Raw genomic sequence first — 12961 nt, forward strand, 5'->3', positions numbered from 1 at the left:
CGTCAGCGCCCGCGTGGATCGGCGATACTCGGGTTCAGGCAACCGCCCGCGAGGAGTCCATGAGCGAACCGGAAAAGCGCATCGCCCTGTTGATCGACGCCGACAATGCGCCGGCCTCGAAGATCGACGAGGTGTTGGCCGAAGTGGCCCGCTATGGGGTGGCCAACGTGCGCCGCGCCTATGGCAACTGGAAGAGCCCGCGACTGAAGGGGTGGGAAGCGGTGCTGCATGAGTATGCGATCCGTCCCATCCAGCAGTTCGCCTACAGCAAGGGCAAGAATGCCTCGGACATGGCGATGGTGATCGATGCCATGGACCTGCTGTACGCGCGCAACCTGGATGGCTTTGCCATCGTCTCCAGCGATGCGGACTTCACCCCGATGGTGATGCGCCTGCTGACCGATGGCGTGAAGGTGTACGGTTTCGGCGAGAAGAAAACACCCGAGCCGTTCGTCAACGCGTGCTCGAAATTCACCTACCTGGAAGCACTGGGCCAGACCCACGCCAGCGTGCCGGATACCGAACAGGCATCCAGCGAACAGGCCTCGAACGAGCCGGTGGGCAACGACGATGCGCGCCCGCGCAAGAGCGGTGCGGAAATGCGCAGCGACACGCGGCTGGTGAAGATGCTGCGCCGCGCGGTGTCCGCGGCCGAGGGCGAGGATGGCTGGTCGCACCTCGGCCCGGTCGGCAGCCAGATCGGCAACCAGGCGTCGTTCGACCCGCGCAACTACGGCTACGGCAAGCTCAGCGATCTGCTGGCAGCGATCGGCCTGTTCGAACTGAAGAAGGATGGCAAGTCGTCCTACGTGCGCGCGCTGCCGAAAAAGAACCGGTAATGCCGGCCGCTGGCCAGCGAGGAACCGGTAGTGCCGGCCGCTGGCCGGCAATTCCCTGACGCCAGATCCCGCATCCGGTATGCACACACCCCGCCCGATCAGGGGTATCGTTGCCGCTCGCATTGCCAGCAAGGAATACCCGCATGTTGAAGATCTGGGGCCGTCGCAATTCCAGCAACGTCCGCAAGGTGCTGTGGTGTGCCGAGGAAATCGGCCTGCCGTACGAGTCCATCGAGGTCGGTGGCAGCCACGGCGGCACGCAGACGCCGGAATACCAGGCGATGAATCCCAATGGCCTGGTACCGGTGATCGAAGACCACGGCCTGCCGCTGTGGGAATCGAACGCCATCGTGCGCTACCTGAGTGCGCGCTACGCGCTGGGCACGCTGTACGCCGAAGACCCGATGGAACGCGCCCAGGCCGAGAAGTGGATGGACTGGAGCACCTCGCGCATGGCGCCGCTGTACACCGACCTGATCTGGGGCATCATGCGCACCGCCCCGGCCGACCGCGACGAAGCGCGGATCAATGCCGCCATCGTGCGCGCCGGCGACTACCTGGCGATGGCCGATGCCACCCTGGCCAAGCAGCCGTGGCTGTCCGGCGAGACATTCGCGATGGGTGACATCCCGCTGGGCTCGCTGATCTATGCCTGGTTCGAACTGCCGATCCAGCGTCCGGAACTGCCGCACCTGGCCGACTGGTACGCCCGTCTTCGCGAGCGCCCCGCCTACCAGCGCGGCGTGATGTCGCCGCTGACGTAAGCGAAAGCGTCCGGGGTCAGAGCCCTTTTCTGCGAAAAGGGATCCGACCCCAGGGCATCGGGGTCGGATCCCACCCGACGGGTGGGCTCTGACCCCTCAATAAAGATCCGTCGGATCCACATCCAGCGACCAGCGCACCTTGCGTGCTTCCGGCAGCGCATACAGCTGCGGTACCAGTTGCGAAAGCACCCCGTGCAGCGGTGGCCGCTGCGCGGCAGACAGCAGCAGCTGGGCGCGCTGGTAACCTGCGCGCCGTGGCATCGGCGCCGGCATGGGTCCATAGGCTTCCACCACGTCCTGCTCGCCCAGCAGCTGTCGCGCTGCCAGCAGGAATGCATTGGCATGCTCCACCTGCTGCGCTTCGGCGCGCATCAGCGCCAGATGCGCGAACGGCGGGAATCCTGCGGCCTGGCGCTGGTTCAACTCGGCCTGCGCGAACGGGTGGTAGCCACCGCTGACCAGGGTCTCCAGCAGTGGGTGCCCCGGGTGATGCGTCTGCAGCCAGACTTCGCCCGGGTCGCGCGCGCGTCCGGCGCGACCGGCGACCTGGATCAGCTGCTGCGCCAGTTTCTCGCTGGCGCGGAAGTCGGCCGAGAACAGGCCCTCGTCGATGCCGACCACCACCACCAGGGTCAGCTTGGGCAGGTCGTGGCCCTTGGCCAGGATCTGCGTGCCGACCAGGATGCCGGGCTGGTCGCCCAGTTTCGCCAGCTGTTGTTCCAGTGCATCGCGTCGCGAGGTGGTGCTGCGGTCGATGCGCACCACCGGGAAGTCGGCGAAGGCGGCGGTGAGATGTTCTTCCAGGCGCTCGGTGCCGATGCCCTGCGGTTGCAGCGCCAGACTCCCGCACGCGGGGCATGCCAGCGGCGCCGGTTGCCGCGCACCGCAGTGATGGCACTGCAGGCGACGACCGCCGCCATGCACGGTCATCGGTGCATCGCAGCGGTTGCATGGCGCGGTCCAGCCGCAGTCGTGGCACAGCAGTACCGGCGCATAGCCACGGCGGTTCTTGAACACCAGCACCTGCTGGCCGCGCTGCAGGTGCTCGCCGATGCCGGCCAGCACGTCGGCCGAGAGGCCGTCATGCAATGGTCGCTTGCGCACATCAAGGATGCGCACGCGCGGTGGCCGCGCATCACCGGCACGCTGCTTCAGGCGCAGGTGGGTGTAGCGCCCGGCATAGGCGTTGTGCAGCGTCTCCAGTGAAGGCGTAGCGCTGCCCAGCAGCACCGGAACGCCCAGCGCCTTGCCCCGGACCAGAGCGAAATCGCGTGCGTGGTAGCGGATGCCGTCCTGCTGCTTGTAGCTGCCGTCATGCTCCTCGTCGACGATCAGCAGGCCGGCCTGCGGCAGCGGCGTGAACACCGCCGAGCGGGTGCCGACGATCACCCGTGCCTCGCCGCGCGAAGCCGCCGCCCAGACCCGGGCGCGCTCGTTGTCGTTCAACCCCGAATGCAGTGCATGCACGGCGATGCCGAGGCGGCCGCGGAAGCGTGCCAGGGTCTGCGGGGTGAGGCCGATTTCCGGCACCAGCACCAGCGCCTGCTTGCCTTGGGCCAGGCAGTGGATGATGGCCTGCAGGTAGACCTCGGTCTTGCCGCTGCCGGTTACGCCATCCAGCAGGAACGGTTGGAAGCCCTCGATTGCGTTGATCGCCGCCACGGCCTCTGCCTGCTCCGTGTTGAGGGTGGGGCCAGGCAGTGGCTGCGCGTGCTGCGGAGCGACGCGCAGCGCCACGCGTTCGGCCAGCTCGCGCTTGGCCAGGCTGCGCGCGGCGGTGCGCCAGTCGTCCATGCGTTCGCCCAGCACGTCCTCATCGACGATGGCGTCGGCCAGCAGCTCGGCCAGCTGCCGGGGGCGGCTGCCGGCGCGCAGTTTTTCGCGCTGGGCGCGGCCTTCGGCGGTCAGCTGCCAGCCCCAGTGATGGGTGTCGGGCAGGGCGTCGCCATGGCGCAGCGGGCCCGGCAGGGCGGTGCTCAGCACCTCGCCCAGTGGCGCATGGGTGTAGCGCGCCAGCCACTGCAGGCTGTGCCACAGCTCGCCCTGGAGCAGCGGTTGCGGGTCGCACCAGGCCAAGGCCTGGCGCAGTCCCTGGCCGTCATCGGTCTGGCCGTGCCCCACCACTACGCCGACCAGCTCGCGGTTGCCGAACGGCACCTTCAGGCGGCAGCCGACCGCGACCGTGGGGCCATCGCCCTCTGGTGACACGTAGTCGAACAGGCGCGGCAGCGGGACGGGCAGGGCGACCTGCAGGGTCGGAATGGGTGAAAGCATCGGGCCAGTGTAACGGGCCATGCGCGCGCGGATGGCAGGGGCCAGAGACTGCCGGGGGGCCTCCGTCGAATCATAAATGTCACCTAAATATCGGTGTCCATTGGAGATTCAGTCTTATCCACATGTTCTGTGGATAACGTTGTGCGTTACCGGTCGACGGGAACGCAGGAGGCCGATGGCGACGAGCTCACGCTTGGGTTGGTCAAAAAATCGCCACACTTCAAAGTCATTCAAAATCAACAACTTGAGTGTGAAACATTGCTGAAACAGAGTGAATTCAGCTGGATGCCGCAGTTTTCCCCGAGGCGGGCGTGGTGCTGTGCACAACCTGCAGCACGAAGTGCCTGCGCGCGCAAGTCCTACGGGTGCCGATGGGCTGCCGCTATCATGCCGGCAGACCTTTGGAGTGACCGATGACGGCTGTGCCCGCCCCTGTTTCCTCGACCGCGGCCGGCGCGCTGTCGGCGTTCCTGCGCGGCGTCGAGCGCCGCGCCCTGGTGGTGGCTGAGCTGCAGTGCGGCGATGCCGCGCGAGCCGAGCAGACCCTGGTGGCGGTGATGCGCGCCTTCGCCGCGGTCGCCAGCGACCTGCCGATGGCGCAGTGGCCGATCCGCTTCTGGACCCTGCTGGGCCAGCGCCAGGCGCTGCGCGAGCCGGTGGGCGGCCAGTGGCTGCCGCCGTTGGCCGCGCTGGGCGAAATGGGGCCGCTGCCGCGCTTGGCGCTCCTGCTGCGGGTGGGCGGCAGTCTGGACGAGGGTATCGCCATGCGCGTGCTCGACCAGGACGAAGCGGGCTACCAGCACCTGCTGGCCGATGCCTGCCCCCGTGATGCGCTCGGCCAGCCCGATGCGTCGGCATGGCGCCAGCTGGCCGAACAGGTGCAGCTGCGCATCCGCGACCTGCCGGCCAAGCGCCTGCAGCAGCTTCAGCAGCCGGCTGCGCCGGCCGCCAGCAATGAAGCTCCCGCGACCAGCTGGCGCGCACCGCAGCGCGATGATCGTGCGGCCGCCCAGGGCAAGCGGCGGCGTCCCAATGCCAGGCCGCGCTGGCGCGGCCCGGTGATCCTGCTGGTGACGGTGGCGGTGCTGTTGGCCGCGGCACTGGGCTGGCGCTACTGGCAAGGACATTCATCCGGTAGCGACGCTCCACTGCCGGAAGGGGTAGTGGGCGAAGCTGGCCCGGTCACGGTGGAAGCGCTTCCGCCGAGCAAGGTCAATGCCACGCCGGATGCGACCCCGGCCCAAGCCTCCGACGACGCCATGATGCTGGCCGACCGCGACTATCCGCTGGTGGCCGATGCCGATCTGTATGCCTGGACCGCCGCCGGCGGCCCGTTGCCGGTGGACGAATCGCAATCCAGGCCGAGCCGGCCCGAGCCGGCCAGCGCCACGCTGGAAACCGCTGCCGCCGATGAATAAGACCCTGTTCGCCAGCCTGCTGCTGGCCCTGCCGTTGGCGCTGTCCGCCGCGCCGCAGACCTTGAGCGTGCCGCTGCCGCCGCCAGTGCCGGGCAGTTCACCGGCGGCTCCCGCTCCGGCCACCACAAACACGACGCCCGCTGCGTTCACCCAGCTCGATGCCCAGCAGCAGCGTCAGCGCCGTGCCGACTACGCGGCCTGGCGCGCCCTGCCGGAGAGCGAGCGGGAGCGCATCCGGCAGGCTGCGTCGCGGTTCAATGCGCTGCCGGCGGACCAGCAGCAGCGCCTGCGCGAGCAGTTCCAGGCGCAGGACCAGGCCTTCCGCGAGGGCTGGCGGCTGGGCCCGCAGCTGGGACTGGAGTTCCCCAAGCTGCACGGCCTGTTCGGCTTCGTGCCACCGGAACAGCGCGAGGCCGCGCTGGCCGTGCTGCGCCAGCTCAGCCCGGCGCAGCTGGCCCAGCTGACCCTGGTCGCGCAGCGCACGCCACCGCAGGAGCGTGACACGGTGCGAGGCGCGTTCCTCGCCGTGCCGGCCGCCGAGCGCGATGCCTGGCTCAAGCGCCAGGCGGGTCAGTAAACCGGAAGGCGTAGCGTCCAGGGGTAGCGTCGACTGTTGGTCGACTGCTCTTCATACTGATCCGCGAAAAACCCGCGCTGCGCGCGGAAGTCGACTGACAGTCGACTCTACAGGGCGGGCGATTTTCCCGGTAACGCGATCGCAACGCGTGATGCCGGGGCCTGCCGGAACCCAGCATTCACGCCATGTCATGGGAATGCGCGCGCTGCGCGCGTAAGATGACCGGCCGCAACCCGGTGCCTGTGCCCTTCGCGCGCAACCGTAGTTCGCGTCAAGCACCTTATGTCTACTGCAACCTCCACGCCGCGCTTCAGCAAGGAAGTCGGCGCCACCGGTCTGCTCGCCCTGCCGCTTGTGCTCGGGCATGTGTCCACCGGTCTGATCTCCTTCGTCGACAACGTCATTGCCGGCCACCACGCCACCGCGACCCTGGCCGCGGTGACCATCGGCACGGCGCTGTTGTGGCTGCCGATGCTGATCCCGATCGGCACCCTGATCTCGCTCACCGCCTCGGTATCGCAGCTGCACGGCGCCGGCCGCGAGCGCGAGATCGGCCCGCTGTTCCGCCAGGCACTGTGGCTGGCGCTGGGGCTGGGGCTGATCATGTTCACCTTCCTCACGGTGGTGCCGCCGCTGCTGCCATCGTTCGGCATCGCGCCGGACATCGTGCCGGGGGCGACCGCGTTCCTGCACGCGGTGCGCTGGGGCGGGCCCGCGCTGACCCTGTACTTCTGCATGCGTTACCTGAGCGAAGGCATGCACTGGACGTTGCCGACCATGCTGCTCGGCTTCGGCGGCCTGCTGGTGCTGGCGCCGATGGGCTACGTGCTGGCCAACGGCAAGCTCGGTTTCCCGGAACTGGGTGCGGAAGGCCTGGGCATCGCTTCGGCGGTGATGATGTGGCTGCAGGCCACGGCGTTTGCCCTCTACCTGTGGCGCACCAAGCGCTTCGCCCACCTGCAGCTGTTCTCGCACTTCGAAGGACCGCGCTGGAAGGCGATCTGGGACCTGCTGCGCACCGGCCTGCCGATCGGCATTACCGTGCTGATGGAAGGCGGCCTGTTCATCGTCACCGCGCTGCTGATCGGCCGTCTGGGTGCGAATGAAGCGGCCGCGCACCAGATCGCGATCAACGTGGCGCAGCTGTGCTTCATGATCCCGATGGGCGTGGCCGAGGCCACCACCGTGCGCGTCGGCCATGCGGTTGGCCGTGGCGATGGCTTCGGCGTACGGCGTGCGGCCTGGGCCGGCTACGCGATCATCATGGGCACGCAGACGCTGTCGGCGGCGGTGCTGCTGTTCGGCCACGATGCCATCGTCGGTGTCTACACCAACGACCTGGCGGTGGCCGGCCTGGCCTCGACGCTGCTGCTGTACGCGGCCACCTTCCAGTTCCCGGATGGCATCCAGGTACTGTCGGCCGGCGCGCTGCGCGGCCTGAAAGACACCCGCGTGCCGATGTTCATCGCCATGTTCGCGTACTGGGGCCTGGGCATGCCGCTCGGCGCCGGGCTCGGCCTGGGCATGGGCATGGGCCCGCAGGGCATGTGGATCGGCCTGATCGTTGGCCTGACCGCCGCTGCCATCCTGATGGGCTGGCGCCTGCGCCGCAGCAGCCTGCGCATCGGCCAGTCGATGTTGTCCTGACCTTTGCGCCCGCCATGCCGACCCATGGCGGGCGATCCCCTGACTTGTGTCCGATGCTGCATCACGCGGCACCGGCTATGCTGGTACCACGGCAAGAAGCCATCCGGAGCGTTCCATGAATCAACCCGTGCCCCCGCTGCCCCCGGCGCGTCGCAACCCCGTCGCCAGTTTCTTCATCGGGCTGTGGGACGTCATGAACTTCACCCGCCGGTTGATCCTCAACCTGCTGTTCTTCGGCCTGCTGTTCCTGCTGCTGGTGATGTTCGTCATCGCGGCGGGCATGGGTGCCGGTGCCAGCAAGTCACTGCAGGATCGCACCACCCTGGTGATCGCCCCGGAAGGTCGCCTGGTCGAGCAGTTCAGCGCCGACCCGGTCAGCCGTGCACTGGCCAAGGCGGTGGGCGACAACGGCGCCGAAGAGATCCAGCTGCGCGACCTGCTGCGGGTGATCGAGTCGGCCAAGGAAGACAAGAAGATCGAGCGCGTGGTGCTGGAGCTGGACAAGCTGCAGCCGTCCGGCTTCGCTTCGCTGCGTGAAGTGGCCACCGCGCTGCAGGACCTGCGTGCCTCCGGCAAGCAGCTGGTGGCCTACAGCGAGAGCATGGGCCAGTCGCAGTACCTGCTGGCCGCACAGGCCGACGAGGTCTACCTGGACCCGATGGGGTCGGTGGTGCTCGAGGGCCTGGGCCGCTACCGCCAGTACTTCCGCACCGGCCTGCAGGACAAGCTGGGCGTGGACGTGCACCTGTTCAAGGTGGGCGAGTACAAGTCCGCGGCCGAGCCGTACGTGCTCGATGCGGCCTCGCCGGCCTCCAAGGAAGCCGACCTGTTCTGGATGAACGACGTGTGGCAGCGCTATCTGGCGGACATCGCCAAGGCGCGTCGCCTGGACCCGGCACAGCTGGCCGCCGGCATCGACACGCTGCCGGAAGGCATCGCCGCCGCCGGTGGCGACCTGGCCAAGTTCGCCCTGCAGCAGAAGCTGGTGACCGCGCTGAAGACCCGCGAGGAGTTCGAGGATCTGATGATCGAGCGCGGCGTGGCCGATGACGATGCCGACGGTGGTTTCCGCAACGTCGACTTCGGCACCTACCTGGGCCAGCTCGATGCGCGCCGCAACCCGGTGGACAACCGTCCGCAGGTAGCGGTGGTTGTGGCCGCCGGCGAAATCAGCGGCGGCGATCTCCCGGCCGGCCGCATCGGTGGCGAATCGACCTCGGCGCTGCTGCGTGCCGCGCGTGACGACGAGAACGTGAAGGCGGTGGTGCTGCGCGTGGATTCGCCGGGCGGTGAAGTGTTCGCCTCCGAGCAGATCCGCCGCGAAGTGGTGGCCCTGCAGGCCGCCGGCAAGCCGGTGGTGGTGTCGATGGGCGACCTGGCCGCCTCCGGTGGCTACTGGATCAGCATGAATGCCGATCGCATCTATGCCGATCCGTCGACCATCACTGGTTCGATCGGCATCTTCGGCATGGTGCCGAACTTCAGCCGCGCGCTGGACAAGATCGGCGTGCACACCGATGGTGTCGGCACCACCCGTTTCGCGGGTGCGTTCGATGTCACCCGCCCGATGGATCCGGCCGTGGGCCAGGTCATCCAGTCGGTGATCAACAAGGGTTACGCCGACTTCACCGGTCGCGTCGCCGACGCCCGCAAGAAGCCGGTCGAGGCCGTCGACGAAGTGGCGCGTGGCCGCGTGTGGAGCGGTGCGCAGGCCAAGGAACGTGGCCTGGTCGATGCCTTCGGTGGCCTGAAGGATGCCGTGGCCGATGCCGCCAGCCGTGCCAAGCTGGGCAAGGCTGATGCCTACCGCGTGCGCTACATCGAGAAGGCGGCGACGCCGTTCGCGCAGTTCGTCAGCGGTTTCGCCGGCAGCCGCGCCGGCGCCTGGATGCTGTCCGACTCGGGCATGGCGCGGATGGTGCTGGCGCGCGCGATGCCGGAAGTGGATACGCAGCTGCGCTTTGTCGAGAACGCGGCGCGCGAGAAGGGCAACGGCACGCCGGTGAAGGCGCTGGCCTACTGCTTCTGCGGGTTCTGATCGGCAGCGGTGACGAATGAAAACGCCCGGCCCTGGCCGGGCGTTTTCATTGGTGGGGTCGGATCCCTTTGCCCCGCAAAGGGCTCTGACCCCACAGGTCACTGCGTCGCGTCGGCCTCGGCCTTGCGTTCGCGTGCGGCGGCCTCTTCCACCGCTTTCTGCGCGCCCTTGGCGCGGTCCAGCGGTTCCTGCATCGCACGCGACATCGCTTTGGGCACCGGTGGCTTCTCCGGGTTCGGCGTCGGCGGCCGCTGGCAGGCCACCAGCAGCACGCCGGCCAGCAGGGACGAGAACAGGGTCAGGATGCGCATGGCGGCTCTCCGCAGTGGGCGTACGTGCAGTGTCGCATCCTCGGCAGAGGGCCGCCGTGAGCGCGTATCCTTGCCGCATCGAAATGCAGCGGGCGCGGCCCCGGAGGAAACATGACCCAGCAACGGTGGCGCCTGGACGGGCAGACCGCCCTGATCACCGGTGCCAGCGCCGGTATCGGCCTGGCCATCGCGCACGAACTGGCCGGCTTCGGCGCGGACCTGATGATCGTCGGGCGCGATATCGACATGCTGGAGACCGCGCGCGACGAGCTGCTGGATGTGTATCCGCAGATGCAGGTGCACGCGCTGGCCGCCGATGTCTCCGACGACGAGGACCGCCGGCAGATCCTGGACTGGGTGGAAGACCACAGTGATGGCCTGCACATCCTGGTCAACAACGCTGGCGGCAACGTCACCAAGGCGGCCACGGAGTATTCAGAGGACGAATGGCGGAAGATCTTCGAGACCAACCTGTTCTCGGCGTTCGAGCTGTCGCGCTACGCGCATCCGCTGCTGGCTCGCCACGCATCGTCGTCGATCGTCAACGTCGGCAGCGTGTCCGGCCTGACCCATGTGCGCAGCGGCGTGGTCTACGGCATGAGCAAGGCCGCGATGCACCAGATGACCCGCAACCTGGCCGTCGAGTGGGCCGAGGATGGCATCCGGGTCAATGCAGTGGCGCCGTGGTACATCCGCACGCGGCGGACCTCCGGTCCGTTGTCGGACCCGGATTACTACGAGGAAGTGATCAACCGCACGCCGATGCGTCGTATCGGCGAGCCGGAGGAAGTGGCCGCCGCGGTGGGCTTCCTCTGCCTGCCGGCAGCCAGCTATGTCACCGGTGAGTGCATCGCGGTGGATGGCGGCTTCCTGCGCTACGGGTTCTGATCTTTCAGCGGGTAGTGCCGGCCGCTGGCCGGCAACTGCAATCATCTGAAGATCCTGTGGTTGCCGGCCAGTGGCCGGCACTACCGGGTGGCGGTCACCCCGGTACCGGGCAGTTGCTGGCCTCCAACACCGCCTGCAGCCGCTCGCGTTCACCGCGCGCGGTATCGCGGTTTTCCGGTGCGGCGAAGCGTTCACGGCCGCGGGCATCGCGGAAGCGCTGCTGCCAGCTGCCGCATCGCTGTGCTTCGGGAAGTTCCTCGCAGCGGTCGCGCACGACTTCGCAGCCGGCCGCGTTCATCGGCGTGACCCCGCCCAGGCCCTGCACCGTCATCGGTTCGCAGCGACCAGGTGATGCCTCGTACTCGTGCAGATAACCACCGCCCTGTCCGTCGGTGCACTGGAAGATCGGGGGAAGCGGCGGCTTCGGTGGACCGTTGCCTGCTTCGGCACGGGCATCGGCATCACGGCGCAGGGTCGCACTGTCGAGAATCTGGTTGGCACCTTCGCGTTCAACCATTCCCGCTTCCATGATGGTGCGTCCTTCGTCCGCGCGTCGTGGTTTCGCTGGGGCCGCAGGGGCAACGGCCGGTCCGGCCGGCACCGGCGCGGGTGTTTCGACGGGGGCGGGTGCAGGTTCCGCAGCCACAGGTGCAGCGGCAGCCGGCTGCGGGTTGGCCGGGCCGGGCACGCGCAGCACCTGCTGCTTGCTGCGGGTGGGGCACGGCGTGCGCTGCAGGGTAGGGACGTCACTACTGCTGGAGGTACAGCGGTAGATCACGCCCTCTTCGGCCAACGCGCTTCCGGGCAGCAGCGCCAGAAGCGACCAGATCAGTCTGTTCATGCTCACAGCGTACAGGCTGCGCTCAACGCTGGCAGTCGCGTGACAGGCGCGCGTCGATGCCACGCTGTTCGTTGCTGATGGCGGTGCGCTCGCTCTGCAAAGCGCTGTTGTAGCGACGGTCCAGTTCCCAGCGGCGGTCGCGCAGGCGCGCACAGACCTCCTGTGGCGGCAGCGCGTGGCAGCTGTCGCGCACCAGCACGCTGCCGGCCGGGACCTGCACGCCTACGCCGACGGCGGGCGGCCGGTAACCTGCACCCTCGCCGACGGGCGGACCGATCGGTGTGCCGATGGCCGGGCGCGGACCCGGGTACGATGGGCCCCGATGCCCGTGTGGCAGCCAGACGCTGGTCCACAACGGCACCCAACGCGGATTGCCCTCGTTGCTGTCGCTGGTATAGCGCTGGCCATCGTCGCGCACGCATTCGTACAGCGGCTGCGGCGGCTGGATGTAGACGTGGCGGACCTCGCGGTCACGCATCACCGGAGATTCGTCCGGCGGTGCGGGGGCCGCATCGCTGCGCACCACCCGCGGCGCTGGATCGCGCGGGCGCTGCAGGTCGCGGACTTCCTGGCGGCCGCTGTTGCAGGGCCTGTCCTGCAGGGCCACGGCGCCGTTGCTGGCGACGCAGCGGTAGACCCGCACATCCTCGGCCGCCGGTGCCGTCGATGGCAGCAGCAGGCACAGGCCCAAAGCGGTGCGCAGCAGGTTCATGACGGCAGGGTGCGCGATTGTCCGGGGCAGCGCAATCGGCCGCTCAGGAGCGCAGCACGTTGCCGCTGAGCGCGTCGCGGATCGGGGTGGGCTGGGCCAGGCCGCCGGTTTCGCCATCCAGGATGCCATCAAGCAGGCGCAGCAGGCGTGGATCCAGTTCTTCGCGGCGGCGCGCCGGTGGTTCGCCGGCCAGGTTGGCGCTGGTGGAGACCAGCGGGCCTCCCCAGGCACGGCAGAGTTCGGCCACCAGCGGGTGGGCGCTGATGCGCACGGCGATGCCGCTGTGCTCCCCGGTGACCCACGGCTGGGCACGGGGTCCGGCCGGCAGGATCCAGGTGTTGGCGCCGGGCCAGCTGGCCAGCACCGCGCGCTGGCGTGCGTCCGGCAGGGCCTGCAGGCGCACCCAGCCTTCCAGCTGCGCCAGATCGGCCGCGACCAGAATCATGCCTTTTTCGATCGGGCGTTGTTTCAGTCGCAGCACCATGTGCACCGCCGCCTCGTGCGAAGGGTCACAGCCCAGGCCCCAGACCGCTTCGGTCGGGTAGGCGATCACGCCGCCCGCACGGAGCGTGGCGACAGCAGAGTCCAGGGTGAGTTCTTTCATGGCGGCGACCGGCCCGGCGTGGGCCTTCATTATCCCCCTGCTGCGTGC

The 12961-nt window shown here is 68.6% G+C and carries 12 protein-coding genes; 7 read left to right on the forward strand and 5 right to left on the reverse strand.

Translation table 11 applies throughout. The features are described from left to right. The first annotated feature begins 59 nt into the window (after positions 1–59). Together O0K41_RS02040 and O0K41_RS02045 are read left to right on the forward strand one after the other, a co-directional pair. Positions 60–839, forward strand: a complete 780-nt coding sequence (locus tag O0K41_RS02040) for an NYN domain-containing protein (RefSeq protein ID WP_099527346.1) — start codon at positions 60–62, stop codon at positions 837–839. 143 nt (positions 840–982) lie between these two features. Then, on the forward strand, positions 983–1603 hold the full coding sequence (locus O0K41_RS02045; RefSeq protein WP_005414615.1) for a glutathione S-transferase: 621 nt from the start codon (positions 983–985) through the stop codon (positions 1601–1603). A gap of 96 nt (positions 1604–1699) precedes the next feature. Here O0K41_RS02045 and O0K41_RS02050 read toward each other — a convergent pair whose 3' ends face one another. Further along, the gene (locus tag O0K41_RS02050; protein WP_164221824.1) at positions 1700–3877 is read right to left on the reverse strand and encodes a primosomal protein N'; all 2178 of its coding nucleotides are present in this window, start codon (positions 3875–3877) and stop codon (positions 1700–1702) included. A 413-nt stretch (positions 3878–4290) separates the two neighbouring features. On the opposite strand from O0K41_RS02050, the gene O0K41_RS02055 reads away from it, so the two are divergent. From O0K41_RS02055 to sppA, 4 genes are all read left to right on the forward strand, one after another. Next, a complete protein-coding gene (locus O0K41_RS02055; protein ID WP_099527345.1) occupies positions 4291–5295 on the forward strand; it encodes a hypothetical protein in 1005 nt (334 codons plus the stop codon). Next, positions 5288–5872, forward strand: a complete 585-nt coding sequence (locus O0K41_RS02060; protein ID WP_164221809.1) for a DUF3106 domain-containing protein — start codon at positions 5288–5290, stop codon at positions 5870–5872. The genes O0K41_RS02055 and O0K41_RS02060 overlap by 8 nt, the downstream gene beginning before the upstream one ends. A 282-nt stretch (positions 5873–6154) precedes the next feature. Further along, a complete protein-coding gene (locus O0K41_RS02065) occupies positions 6155–7519 on the forward strand; it encodes an MATE family efflux transporter (protein ID WP_049450298.1) in 1365 nt (454 codons plus the stop codon). 115 nt (positions 7520–7634) lie between these two features. Beyond that, positions 7635–9557, forward strand: coding sequence for a signal peptide peptidase SppA (gene sppA / locus O0K41_RS02070; RefSeq protein ID WP_049450300.1), 1923 nt, complete (start codon positions 7635–7637; stop codon positions 9555–9557). Positions 9558–9655: 98 nt separating this feature from the next. Here the strand turns inward: sppA and O0K41_RS02075 are convergent, their stop codons facing one another. Then, the gene (locus O0K41_RS02075; RefSeq protein ID WP_005414610.1) at positions 9656–9868 is read right to left on the reverse strand and encodes a hypothetical protein; all 213 of its coding nucleotides are present in this window, start codon (positions 9866–9868) and stop codon (positions 9656–9658) included. Between the two features lie 111 nt (positions 9869–9979). Between O0K41_RS02075 and O0K41_RS02080 the strand changes: the two genes are divergently transcribed. Beyond that, positions 9980–10756 (forward strand): SDR family oxidoreductase, encoded by a 777-nt coding sequence (locus O0K41_RS02080; RefSeq protein WP_005411202.1) that lies wholly within the window; start codon positions 9980–9982, stop codon positions 10754–10756. A 94-nt stretch (positions 10757–10850) separates the two neighbouring features. On the opposite strand, the gene O0K41_RS02085 is transcribed toward O0K41_RS02080, so the two are convergent. From O0K41_RS02085 to O0K41_RS02095, 3 genes are read right to left on the reverse strand one after another with little or no spacing between them, the layout of a single operon-like run. Beyond that, the gene (locus tag O0K41_RS02085; RefSeq protein ID WP_308304425.1) at positions 10851–11597 is read right to left on the reverse strand and encodes a hypothetical protein; all 747 of its coding nucleotides are present in this window, start codon (positions 11595–11597) and stop codon (positions 10851–10853) included. Positions 11598–11619: 22 nt separating this feature from the next. Continuing rightward, positions 11620–12309 (reverse strand): DUF4124 domain-containing protein, encoded by a 690-nt coding sequence (locus tag O0K41_RS02090; protein ID WP_049450303.1) that lies wholly within the window; start codon positions 12307–12309, stop codon positions 11620–11622. 43 nt (positions 12310–12352) lie between these two features. Next, positions 12353–12943: a Sua5/YciO/YrdC/YwlC family protein gene (locus tag O0K41_RS02095; protein ID WP_005411199.1), complete on the reverse strand. Its 591-nt coding sequence runs from the start codon at positions 12941–12943 to the stop codon at positions 12353–12355. Between the last annotated feature and the right edge of the window lie 18 nt (positions 12944–12961).

The organism is Stenotrophomonas sp. Sm2128, assembly GCF_030985535.1.
GTDB lineage: Bacteria > Pseudomonadota > Gammaproteobacteria > Xanthomonadales > Xanthomonadaceae > Stenotrophomonas > Stenotrophomonas maltophilia.